This is a genomic window from Mesorhizobium sp. M1027 (assembly GCF_040318745.1).
In the GTDB taxonomy this organism is placed as follows: domain Bacteria; phylum Pseudomonadota; class Alphaproteobacteria; order Rhizobiales; family Rhizobiaceae; genus Mesorhizobium.
This window is the reverse complement of sequence record NZ_JAMYMW010000015.1, coordinates 81,803-98,849: the sequence shown is the minus strand read 5'-3', so window position 1 is coordinate 98,849 and position 17,047 is coordinate 81,803. Positions and strand designations below refer to the sequence as shown.

Genomic DNA, 17,047 nt, shown 5'->3' with positions numbered 1-17,047 from the left:
GCGGCCCCTATACACTGCTGATCTGGTCGGCAACTTCGTCCAGGTTCGACGCCATTGGGGGCCCGAGAAGAGATCGGGAACCTTGATCAGGTGCGGGCAAAGGTCCGTTGCGAAAAATGCGGCCGCAAGGACTCGATGACAGCGGAAACCCTTCAGGCAGACGATCCTCATTCCGGAATTTCCGCAATGGAGCGCAGCCGAGATGCTCAAGCCGCTGCTGGCGCGGCGGACTGAAATCAGCGGTCAACCCGACCGTCGCTCGCTGTTGGCTGCCGGTGTGCCGTCGCCGAAGGAACAACAAGAGACTGGTCCAGTTAGAGCCATGCATGCGTCGATAGAAATGAAAGAGGAGATGACAATGGCGACGAAAAAAAGCTCTCAGGGCAGCTCCAAGGGCTTGGAAGACCTTTTCTATGATGGTCTGAAAGACATCTACTACGCCGAACGCAAGATTCTGACGGCGCTCCGGAAAATGGCAAAGGGCGCGGAGTCCGAAGAGTTGAAGGCGGCGTTCGAAAAACATCGTGACGAGACGGAAGGTCAGATCGAGCGTCTGCAGCAAGTTTTCGACGCCTTTGGCAAGAGAGCCCAAGGGAAAACGTGCCCGGCGATCGACGGCATCATCGAAGAAGGACAAGAGATTTTGGAGGAATTCGAGGAGGCTCCGGCATTGGACGCGGGTCTCGTGGCTGCAGCCCAGTCCGTCGAACATTATGAAATAGCGCGCTACGGGACTCTTGTCACATGGGCCGGGTTACTTGGCTTGAAAGACGCCGTCCCGCTACTCGAACAGACGCTCAAGGAAGAAAAAGCAACCGATGAGGCGCTCACCCGACTAGGCGAAACAGGCGTCAACGAACGGGCGATGCAACAGGCCGCATAACTTCGGATCGAATCGACGCGACCGCGGCCCCCGGCAGACGGGATTGGAGCGTGGTTGTATTCGCCAATCCAGGCACACGTGTACACCGCAGCCGCCGAGCCGTCGACGTGGTGGTGGCCGACCGGTTTCGACTAGGCCACCGGAACTGACAATGGGGGACTGCGAATGCGATTACTTGCCCACGCCTTGGGCGACAGGATGTTGGTATGAACGAGGATACCGCTCGTCGGCCCACGGCAGGCTCTTCCGGGTTCGACAGCTTTTTCATGGCTGGTTTCGAGTGTTCCTCCCACAGGCGCGCCGACGGGGCCCGTCTTGATCTGATCCGCGCGACCTCACATGACATCCATGCACATGCCGACTATCGCCGTTGTGCCGAGCTTGGGCTTCGCACGATCCGCGACGGCTTGCGCTGGCACCTGATTGAAACAGCGCCCGGAGTCTTCGACTGGTCGAGTTGGACGTCGGCGATCGAAGCAGCCCAGGCGGCCGGGGTGCAGATTATCTGGGATATCTTCCACTATGGCTCGCCAGACCATATCGACCAAGGTGGCCCGGGGTTTATCAAGGCCTACGTCCGTTTCGCCGCGGAAGCTGTTCGGGTTCATCGCTCCGCTACCGGGGTGGCTCCCCTGGTGTGCCCGATCAACGAGATTTCGTTTTTTGCATGGGCTGTGGAGGTCGGCTATTTCCCCCGCGTCGGGCCGAACAAGCGTGGATGGTTCAAACGACACCTTGTCAGGGCAGCGGTCGCCGGCGTGAGGGCCATGCGGGAGGCCGAACCCGGCTGCAGGTTCATCTGGGCTGAACCGCTGATCCATATTGCTCCTCGTGACCGTACTCACCCCGAGCGGCGGCGCGCCGAAAATGCTCGCCAGGGCCAATTCGAGGCGTATGACATGCTGATCGGGCGCGTGGAACCGGAGTTGGGCGGCAGCGAGGACGTTGTGGACGTCATCGGCCTCAACTTCTATCCGCACAACCAATGGTACTTGAATGGCCCAACGATACCGATGGGGCACCACGAATACCGTGCACTTTCGGAAATGCTGGTCGAGGTCGCCGAACGATATAAGAAGCCGATGTTCATCGCCGAGACCGGCGCCGAAGGTTCAGGCCGGCCAGCCTGGCTTCACTACGTTTGCGACGAAGTGCGCGATGCGACGAGCCTCGGAGCACCTGTTCAGGGTATATGCCTGTACCCGGTGACGGCCTACCCAGGTTGGGACAATTCGCGCCACGCCGAAGTCGGCTTGTTCTCCACCATTCATGCGGACGGCTCGCGCACTGTTCGCAAGCCACTTGCGGACGAGTTGGAGCGCCAGCGCCAATCGTTCTTGGCGTTTGAGGAACAACAAGCAAGCGCGCTATAGCCTCGCTGATACGAACAGTGCGCGCTTTTCAGCTGCATCAACAGCACAGCATATCTAGAGCTGTTCGCCGAGAAGCCGAGAAACATGGGCCCCTTTGGCCGTGGGTCGCCCGACGCCGGTCAGGCCGGCGCATCATTCACTCGGCCGCCTCGCGCTGCGTCGGCGTGACGAGCATCCCGTTTGCTGGCAGGCGTGTCTGAATGCGCCCGAACGTAGCCAATGCCTGGCCGACCACCTGATCCATATTGTAATAGCGATATGTTGCAAGACGTCCGACGAACCAGACCTCCGGGCACGCCGCGGCCAAAGCTTCGTATCGTTTGTACAAAGCCTCGTTTTCGGCCCGCGGCACCGGGTAATAAGGATCTCCGACGTCGGTGGGGTATTCGTAGGTGAGGCTGGTCTTCGGACTCTGCTGACCGGTCAGATGCTTGTACTCGGTGATCCGTGTGTATTTTTCCGTCTGCGGATAGTTGACGACGGCGACCGGTTGAAACTGCTCGCAATCAAGCGTCGTGTGCTCAAAGCGCAGCGAACGGTAGGGCAAGCGACCAAGCTTCCAGTCGAAATACTCGTCGATCGGACCGGTATAGATCATCTGCTGGAAGGGGATCTTGTCGCGAATTTCGCGGTAGTCGGTCTGCAGCATGATCTTGATCTTGGGACTATCCAGCATGCGCTGAAACATGCGCGTATACCCGCCTGCCGGCATGTTCTGGAAGCTGTCGCCAAAATACCGATCGTCGCGATCGGTCCGGGTCGGGACTCGCGCCGTCACTGACTTGCTCAACTGGGAAGGGTCGACACCCCACTGCTTCCTCGTGTAGCCGCGGAAGAATTTCTCGTAGAGCTCTCTGCCTACTGTGCTCACCACGACGTCCTCGGCGGTGCGGACTTCTTTGACCGTTTCGCGTCGGAAAGCGAAGAAGTCCTGCAGCTGCTCGGACGTCAATTCAAGGCCGTAGAGGCGGTTTATGGTGTCGAGATTAATCGGTATCGGCAGCAGCTTTCCATCGACAAGCGACAGCACACGATGTTCGTAAGGCCGCCATTGCGTGAATTGCGACAGATAGTCGACGATCGATTGGGCGTTGGTGTGAAAGATGTGAGGCCCGTAACGGTGAATTAGTATTCCCGCCTCGTCGTAGCAGTCATAGGCATTGCCGCCGACGTGATTTCGTCGGTCTATGATCAGGACGCTTTCCTGCCGTTGCGATGCGATACGCTCGGCCAGCACACTGCCGGCGAAACCGGCCCCTACGATCAACCAGTCGAACACGCTCACGCCCTCCTCAGGAATGGGACGACGCTCTTCATCGCATGGGCGCGCTCGATGTGGGCAGCCATCGCGCTCCAGGTCTTCTCCCAGGACATGTCGGCGAGGTAGGCGTCGGCCTTCTTCACCAGGAAATCGCGGGGGTGGGCCAGGATCGAGCGAAGCTTGGCCTCGATGTCCTCCGCCTCGACAATCTCGACAAGGCCTTCGACGCCGTAGGTACGCACAACGTCGACGATCGCCGTGGACAACACCGGCAGTCCTGCCGCAAGAAACTCGGGAGTCTTGGTCGGGCTGATGTAGCGGGTCGCATCGTTGAGCGCGAACGGCATCCAGCCGGCACTCCAATGCCTGAGATAGTTCGGCAGGTCTGCATAGGACTTGCCGCCCAGCCAATGCAGGTTGCCTGCCGTGGGAAGGCTCGCCCGATCGATCTTGACGACAGGGCCGAGCATGACAAAATGCACGTCTGGCATTGCCGCAGCCGCATGCGCGATAAGTTCAAGGTCGAGCCGTTCGTCGATGACCCCGAAGTACCCCACCCTCGGGTGAGGTATGTCGGCCTGATCGAACGGGTCTTCACCTGGCGCCCTAGCCTGATGGAAATGGGTAACGTCGATGCTGCTCGGGAAGGGAAAGATCGCCCGATGCAAGCTGCGCTTGGCCTCGTAGAGGCTCTGCCCGCCCGTGAAGACGACATCGGCACGTTGCAACAGCGCCTTTTCCAACTGCGTCAACTCTGCGGGAGCGTCTTTGAACGCGGAGAGTTCATCCATGCAGTCGTAGACGCAGACGTCACAGGCGAGATGATCGCTGAAGCGTAGCGCCATGGGCGTGTAATACCAGGTCGTCAATCGGTCATGCGGCGTGGAGGCGAGGATCTGATCGACGAACCTGCGCTGGATTGCGTCCGCCCTGGTCGCGGAAGTACCAACTGGGATCAGCGGCGTCACTATTCTGATCTTGGGGGTAATATTGTGCACCCGCATCGAAGGGTGGCGCCTCTCATCGAAGATCGGCTCTTCGAAGTAAATTAGCTGTTGCTGTTTTGACGCCAGGGTCAGAATGTGTTGTGGTCTCTGATATACGAAGTTCCATCGGAGGTGTGAAAAGCAAATTAAAATAGACGGTTGTACAGGGTTTTTTGGTGTTTTGGCCCGGCCCGCCGCCATTTCCATGTAGATTATCCTTCGATATAGTTACAAAATGCCTCGACTAACAAAAGTCAATCGAGGCAGCTTTGACATGAAGTTCGCAGCCTTCTATATAACTTCCATCCCGATAAGTTGTTCCATAGCTCCAAACTGTCTCGGGCGAGACCAGCCGTCCGCTCCACTTGCGACGGCTCGACAGAGAAGGGGCGAGCCGGCCGCCCCCATTCGATCCACATGATGAAGCCCCTCGCGTCAGGTCGGGCTCCCCAAATGTGGCCCTTTGCCACAGAGCGGTTCAAATCCTTCAATCGTTCAACAACCGTTCATCAGCGGAGCTATAAATACGCTTGGAATCGATTCATCTGAGTCGCGCCGGTGGTTCATTTGAATGGAGACCGAGACGAATCGAGGGATGGCTGGCGAATGAAGATCGACTTTGAAACCAACGTCTTTCCATTGTTTCACCCGCAGGTTGTGGATGATCTGAAGGACCCTTGTCCGGTGTTCGACGGCACGCTCTGGCACGTCTTCGGCTCCAGCGGCACCGTCACAACAGAGAGCTGGAAAATCCTCCACGCCACAGCGCCGGATCTTTATGGACCCTGGACAGAGCACGAGGCGATCGTTTTGCCGGTAACCGGATCTGGCATTGCGGCGCCCGGCGTCATTCATGAGTGCGGCGTCTTCCACATGTTTATCCAGACCGAATTCATGAAGTCCGGCGGACGTTGCGAGCACGCGGTGTCCAATGACGGCTTTCATTGGGTGGTGCTCAATCCGGCGATATTGTCGCTGCTCGACACCGATGAGGACGGCATCTACGATCCCCACCCCGCAATCGTCGGAGGCAAGCGCTATATCGTCTATTCAGGCATGCCCAAATTCACCAGGGTGCCCCAGCCTGATGTCTATCTGGCGCGCAGCCAATCCGATTCCTGGTTCGGGCCATGGAAACGTCTCGGCAAGATACTCGATCATCTCGACGTGCCACATCACAATGCGCGCGAGCACCCCGATTACGAATGGGGGATCGAAGGCGCGCAGCTCGTCGAGCTGCCGGACGGTCGTGTGCTTCTCAACGCCACCTGCTTCCTCCCCGAAGGTCCGCGCGGCAGCCGGCAGCGCGTCTTCTTCGCCATCGCCGATGACGTCAAGGGTCCCTACGTTTCCGTTGGCCCCGTTCTCGACCCTGGTGAGCCCGGCGAGAATGGCCATTCGACGGTGATGATCGACGGCCGGCAACTGACCTTGTTCTACCAGAGCAGGCGTGAGGCTACGAACCATCGCTGGCGGTTCGGGTTGGCTAAGTGTGACCTGGATCGGCATATACTTTCGAGAGTTGCCTAGATGGTAAGTTCCGGCATTTTGCCGGAACGGAGGATGCTCTGGCTGTTGGTTGGTGGGACGGATCCCTTTGTACTGGCGATTGAGGGTAGCAGGGGATTCGCAGCCAGTGGGCAAAGCTTGCGACGAGGGATCTATACACGTCAGGCAAGCCGGTCGCCTCATGGACGGCGGTGCCAGCTGCAAGCCTAGCCTAGCAATGAACTGTAACTGAGCGCAGCAACGCGGCCAGTCGATTCACGCGGTTTTGATCCTGAGCAGGATGTCCTGATCGTAGTTTCCAAAGCCCTTGCCGAAAATGTTGATCCCGCCGGGGCGCTCGGCGTCGTCCTTGACGCCGATACGGACGCGGATTGAATGATGGCTCTTCAGATCGAGTGCGGCGAGGCCGGTTTCGGAAATCCTGAGACCGTCGACATAGGTGCCGTCATTGGCAATTCGCCAGTTCTTCAGCTTGCCGTATTGCGAGCCCTTGAGCTTCCACCAGGAGGGCGTGAAGACGCCGCGCTTGTCGCCGAAATCCCCCGGCGACGTCCAGGTGCCGACATCGACACCATTGATCGTCAGCGTGATGTCCGAGGGCCAATCGGCGCTAGTGCCCGGCACTTCCGAAGACAGCTCTATCGCCACTTCGAGTCCGGTGATCTCGGCATTGGCAAGCTTGGCATTGTTGGGGAACTGGTATTCGACAAAGCCGCGCGTGAACCACAGCAAACCGGCTTTCATGCGATCCGGATCAAGGAAAGTGTTCGGCACATCGAGCAAGCCGATGATGCCGTCCGGCGAACAAAGGCCGCAGGGCGCGGTAACCTCGAAGCCGGTGTAAAGCCCGATCGGCATCGACACTTCGATCGCATCGTTCTTGACGGCACGGTATTCGCTCTTGAACACGACGAGCACTTTTTCGGCGGTCGGATAGCAGATTTTCCGGTTGCCTTTCTTCGCTCTCTCGGTGCGGATCAGCCCCGCATCCTCCAGCACCTGGATGTTGGTCGAGACGGTCGACTGCGGTAGCGACAGCACGGCGGCGATTTCGTTGACATTCATCGGCCCCTTCTCATGCAGCAGTTTCAGCATCGAGATCCGCGCCGAGGAGGCAAGCCCCTTGAGCACGGCAATGCCTTCCTCAGGTTCAATCACCAGAAAATTGCGACTCATGAAATCGCCAGTCTATGCTCGTGACAGAGGTTATGGCTTCGCTCATTGCAACGGCGCTGACCGAAACGCCGAGCCGTTGATTTGGTTACATTAAGCCCTCGACCGTCAGTATGCATCGCAAGCCGTACCCGCAAGGATGGTGCGACATGTCTACATTTGTTCTCCGACCGCCAGCTCCTTGTAGTGCGGGGGTGCTTGTCAGTCCGTGGCCTCGATTTGCAGACGACTAGATACTGGCAGCCACAAAGAGAGGCAGAAGCCGAACACGGAATTGGGGCCGTTCCCCTGGCCAAATCCCCAAGATACGGGACCTCGACGTCGATGTTAGCCGAACCGGCGCGGATGGATGCACAGGATGCGGTTCGCTGAAGTGCGTGCCGCCGTGAAGTAAATCATCGGATTCGCCACCCGATAGAGTCGGGACGGGGTTCTACCTATTGCTTTTGAGCATGATCTTTTCCGAAAATCGCGATTCCACTTCTTCGGGATCGCGCCAGTGCCGGCCTACTTCACTGCTGGCCGCGGCAGCGACCCTGTCCACCATGGCGAGAACAGCTAGCGGTGCGGTGTGGTGGACCATGTGGCCGGCCTGCGGGATGATATCGACAAAGGAACCAGGAATCTCCGATTGTAGTCTAAGAGCCTCGGCTTTCGCATCGAACAACCGGTCGCCGGCCCCGGCAATAATGCCGGCAGGCATCAACAGATCATTGTAGCGGGTGAAGCGGCCGCCGGCCAGCGCGTCGGCCAGCATCAATCCCGATTCGGCCGCGATCGACCGCAGCTGTGAGGCCAGCTGGCGATGTCCTTTGCCGACGAAGCAAACCCCGCCGAGACGATGCCGGGGCGAAATACTTGCCCATGGCGAGCGGCCAGGTGAGCAGCACAAGCAGCGGCAGCAAAATGTGGGGGAAAACACCACCGGCGACAGGCAAGGGTGGCAGCCCGCCAGTGCAAGGCCCAGGCGCGGCGGCACCGATGAAGACTTCCGATCGAATCGTCGTCCGATCGAGCTCATCGACTCGCCCGCCTGCCATCGAACCCAAACTCAGGCCGCTGAGCGGCCGAGTAGTAGATGCGACTTCGCTGCTTCATGGCTCACACTCCACTTTCAGAAAAGAGCGTGTGTTGCTGCGATCCGTTGAATCCGCCACCCAAAGCGGACGCGCCGCGAACGCGGCTGCTAGGCAGGCCGAAGCCTGTGCAAGTACAGCTGTGCGTCACAAGCCAAGTGAACCAAGAAGCTGCACGAACCGCGGGTGATCGCGAATGGCGTCGAAATCGACTTCGTGACGGATTCGTTCCAATACGTTCTGACTCATGCTTCCTCCGACGGCTCTTTCCAGGTACCGCACCGCTGCTCCACTTCCCCGAGCACGGAATACATGCAAGCGGCGTTGTACTGCGTCACGAAGTCGTCCGGATCGATCGCCAGCGCTCTGGCCAGCCAGGAACGCGCCCTTCTTCCGCTCACCGATATACGCGAGCGCGAGGGCGCCGCGATGCAGCGGTGCCGCATTTTCAGGATGGCGGCCAGTTGCGCGTTCGGCGCGCTCGAACCAGATCCTTGGTTCCCGAGCGGATGAAGGCGATCGCGCAGGAGCGTCCCCGAGTGTAGAGTTGCCACCCCGGATCTCGCCTTGGCCGGCTGCATTCCTGGCTGTGTCTCCTAGGATACATTGTCGAGCAGGGTCGACTCATCCAAGCCTTGTCTCGGCTCAGGCGGCCATTCACCATTCGGCGTCATCTCGTTGACTGCCTCGGGTAGATCCCGCGCAATCCTTCTGATTAGCTCCTCGCGCGAAAGGCCCGTCTGCATCGAAATGGACGTGAGTGTACCTTCGTCCATTGCCGCTTCGACGTCCCTTGGCTCGATCGGTTCGTTTGGCCCGCTGCCAACCCACGAGTCGACCTTCGATCCTGCCCCCACCTCCCTGAACCGGTCGAGGATCTCACCAAGGTCAGCCCTCGACACGCCATTCGTTATCTGAGCCAGAATTCTGCGTTGCGGGTCGTTTGGGTTAAGATACCCCGCTCCCGGAATCAATTCACAGAGCTTGTCGCGATTTTGGTATGCCAGAACGCCAAGCATCGCGATCGCCAATCTTCCCAGATTTGCCATTTGGTCTCCTCCACGGTTTGGCCGATGAGCGAAACGAAGCCAAGTCTTGGCGGATGACGACCCGTGTGGGCTCGAACAACTTCTTGCCGGTCGGCTCACCGGCGGAGAGGACGCGTCCTTCGGGGTACTCGTTTTCCATCTGACGTCTTCTCCTGACGCAGAACTTCGGGGCGCTTGGCCGCAGTCGCCCTGCACCGATCGAGCGACCCTAACCCGGCGCCTCCCGGGTTTGTTCCGCTTGTCAGAGTTTGTCGGCGACGATGGAGAGCGCGACCCGACGGGTAACTCTACCGGCTCGAGAGATAGAGTCTGCCCAACTTGATCATACTTCAGAACGACGGCGGCTCAGTTAGCCTCAGCTACCTAGGACTGCCGCCGGCTCGCGCACGAATTTCAATTTCGGCGGGACGGCGAACACCGTGAACCGCTCAGCCAGGCTATCAAGAGCTTGACGCATGCCCACTCCCGCAGCAGCCGCACCGTGTCCACTGATGACCATCTGCGGGTTCAGGGCTGCCAGGTGCTTCACGGATCTTTCCGCCGCATCCCAGTCCGGCGTGAAGTAGCGCGGCGGACCGTGCATCTCAAGATCCTGAACGGCGACCTCGTAGACTGACTCCTGACCGGTGGTGATGAAAGCGTCCCCTACGATCAGCGAGCGGTCCTCCTCGCGCCAGAGCGAGATATGCCCAGGAGCGTGCCCGGGTGTGTGTACCCATCGCCATCCGGGCATTCCGGGGATCGATCCGTCGGCAGGTAAGAGTTCCAAACGGTTGCCAAGATCAATTGGCCCCCGTGGAAAAAGCGGCGAAAGCAGCGCCATCAGTCCACCCCCGACCCAGGGATCCGGTGGCGGATAGGACGCGGTTCCGTCCAGATAGGGGCGCTCGAGTGCATGCGCGAAGACAGGCACGTCCCACCTATTCGCGAGGTCTAGAACCGTTCCCACATGGTCGAAATGGCCGTGGGTCAGGATGATCGCGGCCGGCCGTGCGTTCGTGCCAAACCGCTTTTCCGCGACCGCAAGAATGCTGCCGCGGGACGTCGGCAACCCGGTATCGATCAGCATCCAGTTCCGATCTCCGCTGCCCGGTGCGCCGAAGAACACGACATTGACGATTGCTAGGCGCAAATAGCCCAAGTCCGGTGCGATGCTCCAAGCGCCGTCGCCACGATCCTCGCGCCTGGCGTGGTCGATCTCGGAAAGTCGAATCTGAACGGTCATGTGATCCCGTGCCTCTCTTGTTGCTGAGCAGCCGCTCGAGTCGATCGGCGGCGGTGGTATATCGCCCCGAACTTGGCACGGCCCTCCTTGTTCCTCCTTCGCCACCCAGCTCCGGACAGTCCACCACAGGAACAAAGGCTCGACCAAATCGGTTCGGCATTACCCGGTCGCGCCAGGACGAGCTGGACTGAGCAACGAAGATGGCGCGCCCATTGGATGCGGTATTTCGCCAACGCGGTTCCGGGTCCTAACAAGGCGGCCGAGTTCGAAGCCGACTGCTGAAAGAAGACTTCGAATGAGCGAAGTGGGGCGTATGGACGAGCACCAGGTGGAGGCTCCGGTTCCGCAAGCTTCGCCTATGACTGGTCAAGTTGGGCGCCAATGGTCGAGGCGGCCCGATCGGCAGGTGTCCAGGTTATCTGGGACATCTTCCATTACGGATCTCCAGACCATGTCGATCAGGGATCGCTGCATTTCATCGATGCCTATGCCTCGTTCGCGGCAGAAGCCGTGAGGGTACAGCGTTCGATCGCCGGAACACCGCCTCTGTTGTGTCCCATCAACTAGATCTCCTTTTTCGCATGGGCTGTTGAGGTCGGCTATTTCCCGCGTGGGGCCGAACAAACGTGGATGGTTCAAGCGGCATCTCGTGAAGGCTGCCATCGCGGGTGTTCGTGCAATGCGGGAGATCGACCCCGCCTGCAGATTTGTCTGGGCCGAGCCCCTTATCCAAATCGCTCCTCGTGACCGGACCCGCAGCGAACGGGGTCGGGCCGAAAACGCCCGTCAGGGGCAGTTCGAAGCTTACGACATGTTGCTGGGCCGCGTCGAACCTGAGTTGGGCGGGAGCGAAGATGTTGTCGATGTCGTGGGCCTGAATTTCTAGCCGCACAATCAATGGTAAATAAACGGGCCGACGATATCGATGGGACACCATGAGTACCGCGCTTTGTCGGAAATGTTGCTCGAGGTTGCTCATCGGTACGGTAAGCCGATGTTCATTGCCGAGACCGGCTCAGAGGGATCCGGCGGGCCGGCTTGGCTCCACTATGTATGCCGCGACGAGGTGCGTGCCGCTATGGGTGTCGGAGCATCGATTCGAGGGTATTTGCCTGTACCCGATAACGGCCTACCCGGGCTGGGACAATTCGCGTCATGCAGAGGTGGGGTTATTTTCGGCCATCCACCCGAATGGCACACGCCGCCTCCGTCAGCCCGTCGCGGACGAACTGGTGCATCAGCAAGATCTGTTCACGGCAAACCGGACGCGCTGATTGTGTTGCGACACACCGCAAGGGCGAGCACCGAAGACCAGGGCAAATTACGGTGTATTCCTCAGCCAAAATCGGCGCCACGCGATGCCAAGTGGCATGGGTGCGAGGATGACCGTGCAGCATCAGGAAGCGGTGGCCCCTTCCACCAACCCGCACTCTGAGCGTCGCTTCCGGAAGTTTGATCTGCTCCAGCGAGAAACCTTCAAACATGCAACTCCCTCCATTCGCAACATTTGCCAAACGTGTAAACGGAGAGGCAGTTCAATGTCGGCTTCCGCGGGATCTGAACTTGCCTTGTATTCCGCGAAGAGGTCGTGAGCCGAACGGCGGCTTTAACTGGTCCCTCGGCAATAACCGGACGGACAGCAAACGGCCCCCAAAAAGCCGCCAGGCGGCGACGCGCCTGATATCGCACTTCGAGATCAACTCTGCCGTTTCCTGTTAGCCGAAGTTGCAAACGGCCCCGCTCACAATCGTGGTTGCGCCTTTGGGCATCGTGGTTCAGACCGCTGGCGGATTAGAACTCTGTTGGCTTTGCGATCGGCTCATCGCTGCCGACTATCGGGGACCTATATAAAGGGGCATGTCCACGCGCCGAAAAATCAATGCAACAGCGAAGCTGATTGGAGAGTGGCCTTTAACCCCGGCTGCAACGCTTGGATCGCCCGTCAGAGCGAGGGGTATTTTTCTCGAAATACGCGCCCGCCTTCCAATGGAGTTCAGGAAACTGCTCAATATCGAGTCCCGCGTGCTTACCCTGCGCCTGCCTGAGGGCGCCGAGAATGATGTGCAGGTGGTATTCGGGATCGTATCCAAAGCACTGCAGAATATCGAGGGCCTGCGCGTAATCCCCCGTGAAATCGAGGACATTCTGACGATCTCGACGGCCGAACGGCACCGCTGGTTGAAAGATGGTCGCTTGCAGAGCGCCGGGACGAAAACGGTGAAACTCCGCGGGCGGGCAAGGAACATCACCTTTCACGTGTTCGACCCGCAGCACGTGGAGGATGTGCTTGACCGCGACCTGGTTACGGTCTGGCGCGAACAGGACGCAGCGACAGCTGCAGAGAATAGGCGGCGAGCCGCAGGGAAGGCCGCTATGAAACGCGCTCAAAGAAGCGGTCGCGGAACTGCAGCTTCAGCTGGCTACGGCCCCGATGAGAACGCGCACTCCAGTTTGCGCGGCTGGGAAGATTTTGAGAAGGACGGACTCCTGCGCTGATAGGCCGGGCGCACAAGCAGGTTAGGACGTTTGCCTGCGCCGTGCGAGATGCGCAAGGAGGGCCGTCAAACGCATCGCGTTCAGGACCCGCTTCGCAGGGACACCGCCCTTGCGCGCCATCTCGACACCCCAATGCATGTGGTCGAGCTCGCGGATCGAATGAGCGTCCGGATTGATGCTGAAGATGCAGCCCTGATCGAGTGCCTTTTGATGCCAGCGCCAGTCGAGGTCGAGTCGCCACGGATGTGCGTTGATTTCGACAGCGACGCCGTGTTTCGCACACGCTTTGAGGACTTTGTCGACGTCGAGATCATAACCGGGCCGGCGCAACAGCTGGCGACCGGTCATGTGCCCGATGATTGTCGTCCGAGGATTTCCGATCGCCTCAATGATACGCTCCGTCTGTTCCTTCTTGGGCAACTTGAAGCGGCTGTGCACGCTCGCGACGACGAAATCGAACGTCTCCAAGATATCATTCGGGTAATCGAGCGAGCCATCCGCCAGGATGTCCGCCTCGATGCCCTTCAGTATGCGAAATTTTCCATTGTATGCCTTGTTCAGCCGGTCAGCTTCGCGGTGCTGTTCAGCAATCTCCTGCAACGAAAGGCCGCCTGCGTAGTGAGCGGACTGCGAATGATCGGCGACACCATAGTATTCGAAACCGCGCCTACGCGTGGCTTCAGCCATTGCCTCAAGCGTTTCGGTGCCATCGGATGCGGTCGTGTGAGAATGCAGGATGCCATGCAGATCTTCATCCCGAATGAGGGCGGGTAGCTTCTGCTTTGCCGCTCGCTCAATCTCGTCCCTGCCTTCGCGCAATTCAGGCTCGATAAACTGCAAGTCTAGAGCTTGGTAGATTTCTTCTTCTGTCGCTGACGCGATCAGCTTTCTCCCGCGATGAAGCCCGTCGGCGTTTAGGGTGAATCCCTTGTCGGCCGCGAACGTCTTCAGTTGCTCAAGGTGGTCTGCCGAACCGGTTGCCTCGAGCAGGCTCGCGCCAAAGTGCTTCCTGTCCGTGACAACAAGCCTGAGGGCCATATCCTCGATTCCAGTCGACTTTCTGGCCTGCGCTACCAGGGCGAAGTCGGAAACGAGCTCGCAACCGCGTCGGAAGTCACCTGCAATTTCCACGCGCGAAAACTCTGGATGCTGTTGCTTTACCGATATGACCGCATGGTGGAGAAGAGCGGCGGCCTTGTGCAGGTGAAGTTGCGTTTCGCCGCTTCGCACGATGGCCAGGTTCTGCAGCAGCTTTGTCTGAAGCGCGGCGCCGAGGCCTTTGACTGGGCGGATGCGGTCTTCTCTCGCTGCGGCCTCGAGCTCCGCCAGCGAGTTCACGCCGAGCGCCTGATGAAGCTTCAGTATCTTATCGGGACGAAGCCCGGGTATGGCAAACAGCTCCATCACGCCCGCTGGAACATCCTCGCGCAGCTTCTCAAGGCTTGGGTGCGTGCCGGTTTGGTAAAGCTTGGTCACGATGTCTGCGATCGCGTCACCGATCCCCGGGATCTTGGTGAGGGCGCCGGCGGCGATGATCCGATCAAGCGGCTGCGACAGCGCCATCAGACTGTCTGCCGCGCGCAAGTATGCCTTTGTGCGATAGGGATTGTCGCCGCGCATAGACGCCCGTTGCGCGTATTCCCTTAAAAGACTGGCGACGGTCCTAGGATCGATTTTTGCCATGGCTTCAGCCAAACGAGACCGATCTCCGCAGGTTCCAATGAGGCAAGGCCGTGAGCGCCGCGTTGCCCTTTGAATCCCGGCTTTACTGCCTCTTCCCGCGTCGGACGCTACAGATTGGGCAAGGATTGGTCAGCGCGACCCCATCCCGCCAGAGCTTTGGAGGCTGCGCGTTTCTTTAATTCAGGAGCATCGCCCACGTGGAAATGAGAGGGCGCGTCTATTGTCTTCATCTCCGCCCACGTGATCGGTGCCGCGACAGGAGCGCCCGGACGTGATCTTGCGCTGTAGGGCATGATCGCGGTCGCCCCGCGCTGATTGCGTAGATAGTCCACAAAGATGCGACCCTTGCGGCGCGCCTTTGACAACACGGCCGTGAAATGGGCCGGATCGCTCCGGGCGACCGCCTGCGCCAGGCGAGACGCGAAGTCCTTCACCTGTGGCCACTCGGCGCCAGGGGTGAGCGGCGCGATGACGTGCACTCCTTTGCCTCCCGTCAGCATCGGGAAAGTCGTAAGTCCCAGCGATTTAAGGATAGCGCGGAACTGAAAGGCAGCGGCGCGGACGGCCTCAAAATCGAGGCCTTCATCGGGGTCGAGGTCGAACACGAGGCGGTCGGCCTTTTCGACATCCTCGATCCGAGCCCCCCATCCATGCAGCTCAATCGTTCCCATCTGGACGCAAGTCATCAGTCCGTCGGCATCGTCGACATAGAGATATGGTTCCTCGTGCCCGTCTTTCTCTGTGATGCCGACGTGGTGGACTTTGTCGCCAAAGCTGCCGGCGTCGTGTTTCTGGAAGAAGCACTTCTTCGCGCGGCCCTGTGGGCATCGAACCAGACTGATCGGCCGGCTGCCAACCCAAGGAAGCATGATCGCCGCGACCGCTGCGTAATGGTCGGCAAGCTGTCCCTTGGTGATGTTGGACTCCGGATAGATGACGCGGTCACGGTTACTTATCGCGATGGCGGTTGTCGCAGACGCGGCGAGATCGGCTGCATGACGTTCCGTCTCGAGCACGACCGCCTCCGGCTTCTTGTCTTCGCGGAGACCAAGATAGCTCGGATGTCGTAACGTCCCTTCATTTGTCATTTCGGTGAAGGCGATCTCAGCGACCAGTTTCGGACGGAGCCAGTGTGCGCCGCGCACTTCGGCGCGTGGTGCGTCGACGGTTGCGGCCTTCTGCTCAAGCGGCGCCATGATCTTCAAGAGACGAAGAAGTTCAGCGGTGTCGAAGCCGGTGCCGACTTTCCCGGCGTAACGCAGCTTGCCGCCGTCATGAACGCCAAGGATCAGGGACCGAAACGCGCGGACCTTGTCGGACGGGGTCCAGCCGACAATCACAAATTCCTGCCGCCGGATGCATTTGATCTTCAGCCAGCTTGCGCCGCGGGCCGCCACATAACTCGAATCCGCGAGCTTTGAGATGACGCCCTCAAGGCCGGCTGCGCAGAAGCGATCGAGCAGCTCTTCTCCCCGGCCGAGGATATGGTCGGAGTAACGAAGGACCGGATTTTTCGCAGGCAAGATCGCCTCCAGCTTCGCCTTGCGCACAAGAAGAGGAAGCCTTGTCAGATCTTCGCCGTCGAGCTGCAGCAGATCGAACGCATAAAAGTCGATAGTCGCTGGGGCACCCTTCAATGCATTCTGAAGCGCCTGGAAGTTAGATCTTCCTTCCGCATCGACGACCACAGCCTCGCCGTCAATCAGGGCGGAGCGCACCTTGAGCTTGCAAGCCTCGGAGAGGACCGAGGGAAAACGGCTAGACCAGTCCAGACCAGATCGTGTGTAGGCTCGCGCCTCGCCTCCGCCGACGGCAACGAGAATACGATAGCCGTCGTATTTCATTTCATGGATCCAACGATCGCCGGCAGGGACCGTGTCCACGAGCGTTGCGAGCTGGACCGGCCGGAAAGCGGGCGGCGCTAAAGTGACCTCGTCACGAGCGGGCGACTTCGCTTGACTAGAGCGCTCGACGCATTGATTGCCTTACGCGACGTTGGCTTGACCACTCTGACCTAAACCATACTCGAGAGACGAAACAGCGTTATCCGCCGTCCAACGCGCGACTACTTCTTTAGTTTCGCTGCCGGCCGTGTTGAGCTTTTCGCGATCATTGCCGACCCGCTTGATTAGCGCCTCGGCCTGAGGCCGTGCTTCCTGCCTCCGGCCCTTCCATTCCCGATTTTCGCACACAGCTCACAGGCAATAATCAAGAGCAGGAACGTGCCCTCAAATGCCGCCACAGCGTATCTGGTTTCTGCCATCGGGTTTCGAAGCCTGACATTCCGGTTCCGGTCCCCCCACCTCAACGTGCCCCATTGACGCCAAGTACCT

At 59.4% G+C, this 17,047-nt stretch carries 14 protein-coding genes and 1 pseudogene; 6 read left to right on the top strand and 9 right to left on the bottom strand.

Annotated features, from left to right (window positions below; genetic code table 11):
• Window positions 1-358 precede the first annotated feature (358 nt).
• A complete protein-coding gene (locus tag NKH50_RS25685; protein ID WP_023677856.1) occupies window positions 359-883 on the top strand; it encodes a YciE/YciF ferroxidase family protein in 525 nt (174 codons plus the stop codon).
• A gap of 206 nt (window positions 884-1,089) precedes the next feature.
• Window positions 1,090-2,256, top strand: coding sequence for a glycoside hydrolase family 1 protein (locus tag NKH50_RS25680; protein ID WP_352690969.1), 1,167 nt, complete (start codon window positions 1,090-1,092; stop codon window positions 2,254-2,256).
• A 136-nt stretch (window positions 2,257-2,392) separates the two neighbouring features.
• On the opposite strand, the gene glf is transcribed toward NKH50_RS25680, so the two are convergent.
• Both glf and NKH50_RS25670 read right to left on the bottom strand, forming a co-directional pair.
• Entirely contained in the window at window positions 2,393-3,535 is a 1,143-nt protein-coding gene (gene glf / locus NKH50_RS25675) for a UDP-galactopyranose mutase (RefSeq protein ID WP_352492345.1), read from the bottom strand.
• A 2-nt stretch (window positions 3,536-3,537) separates the two neighbouring features.
• The gene (locus NKH50_RS25670; protein ID WP_352457923.1) at window positions 3,538-4,710 is read right to left on the bottom strand and encodes a glycosyltransferase family protein; all 1,173 of its coding nucleotides are present in this window, start codon (window positions 4,708-4,710) and stop codon (window positions 3,538-3,540) included.
• 399 nt (window positions 4,711-5,109) lie between these two features.
• On the opposite strand from NKH50_RS25670, the gene NKH50_RS25665 reads away from it, so the two are divergent.
• The gene (locus tag NKH50_RS25665; protein WP_352881754.1) at window positions 5,110-6,033 is read left to right on the top strand and encodes a glycoside hydrolase family protein; all 924 of its coding nucleotides are present in this window, start codon (window positions 5,110-5,112) and stop codon (window positions 6,031-6,033) included.
• Between the two features lie 234 nt (window positions 6,034-6,267).
• Here the strand turns inward: NKH50_RS25665 and NKH50_RS25660 are convergent, their stop codons facing one another.
• Window positions 6,268-7,188 carry an ArsR/SmtB family transcription factor gene (locus NKH50_RS25660; RefSeq protein ID WP_352881752.1) on the bottom strand — a complete coding sequence of 307 codons (921 nt, stop codon included), beginning with the start codon at window positions 7,186-7,188 and terminating at the stop codon, window positions 6,268-6,270.
• A gap of 430 nt (window positions 7,189-7,618) precedes the next feature.
• Complete coding sequence (locus tag NKH50_RS25655) at window positions 7,619-8,206, bottom strand: alpha/beta fold hydrolase (RefSeq protein ID WP_352881750.1); 588 nt, start codon at window positions 8,204-8,206, stop codon at window positions 7,619-7,621.
• A 241-nt stretch (window positions 8,207-8,447) separates the two neighbouring features.
• On the opposite strand from NKH50_RS25655, the gene NKH50_RS25650 reads away from it, so the two are divergent.
• On the top strand, window positions 8,448-8,774 hold the full coding sequence (locus tag NKH50_RS25650) for a hypothetical protein (RefSeq protein ID WP_352457919.1): 327 nt from the start codon (window positions 8,448-8,450) through the stop codon (window positions 8,772-8,774).
• A gap of 83 nt (window positions 8,775-8,857) precedes the next feature.
• Here NKH50_RS25650 and NKH50_RS25645 read toward each other — a convergent pair whose 3' ends face one another.
• Entirely contained in the window at window positions 8,858-9,310 is a 453-nt protein-coding gene (locus NKH50_RS25645; RefSeq protein ID WP_352752461.1) for a YidB family protein, read from the bottom strand.
• Between the two features lie 355 nt (window positions 9,311-9,665).
• The gene (locus NKH50_RS25640; RefSeq protein ID WP_352457917.1) at window positions 9,666-10,535 is read right to left on the bottom strand and encodes an MBL fold metallo-hydrolase; all 870 of its coding nucleotides are present in this window, start codon (window positions 10,533-10,535) and stop codon (window positions 9,666-9,668) included.
• A 679-nt stretch (window positions 10,536-11,214) separates the two neighbouring features.
• Between NKH50_RS25640 and NKH50_RS25635 the strand changes: the two genes are divergently transcribed.
• The gene (locus NKH50_RS25635) at window positions 11,215-11,421 is read left to right on the top strand and encodes a hypothetical protein (protein WP_352755408.1); all 207 of its coding nucleotides are present in this window, start codon (window positions 11,215-11,217) and stop codon (window positions 11,419-11,421) included.
• A gap of 283 nt (window positions 11,422-11,704) precedes the next feature.
• On the opposite strand, the gene NKH50_RS25630 is transcribed toward NKH50_RS25635, so the two are convergent.
• Window positions 11,705-12,019: an alpha/beta fold hydrolase gene (locus NKH50_RS25630; RefSeq protein ID WP_352467863.1), complete on the bottom strand. Its 315-nt coding sequence runs from the start codon at window positions 12,017-12,019 to the stop codon at window positions 11,705-11,707.
• A 373-nt stretch (window positions 12,020-12,392) separates the two neighbouring features.
• Here NKH50_RS25630 and NKH50_RS25625 point away from each other — a divergent pair, with 373 nt between their 5' ends.
• Window positions 12,393-13,031: a hypothetical protein gene (locus tag NKH50_RS25625; protein ID WP_352881747.1), complete on the top strand. Its 639-nt coding sequence runs from the start codon at window positions 12,393-12,395 to the stop codon at window positions 13,029-13,031.
• 21 nt (window positions 13,032-13,052) lie between these two features.
• Here the strand turns inward: NKH50_RS25625 and NKH50_RS25620 are convergent, their stop codons facing one another.
• Both NKH50_RS25620 and ligD read right to left on the bottom strand, forming a co-directional pair.
• Window positions 13,053-14,714 (bottom strand): DNA polymerase/3'-5' exonuclease PolX, encoded by a 1,662-nt coding sequence (locus NKH50_RS25620; protein ID WP_352881840.1) that lies wholly within the window; start codon window positions 14,712-14,714, stop codon window positions 13,053-13,055.
• Window positions 14,715-14,821: 107 nt separating this feature from the next.
• Window positions 14,822-16,600: pseudogene (gene ligD, locus NKH50_RS25615) on the bottom strand (DNA ligase D); the annotation flags it as partial.
• Between the last annotated feature and the right edge of the window lie 447 nt (window positions 16,601-17,047).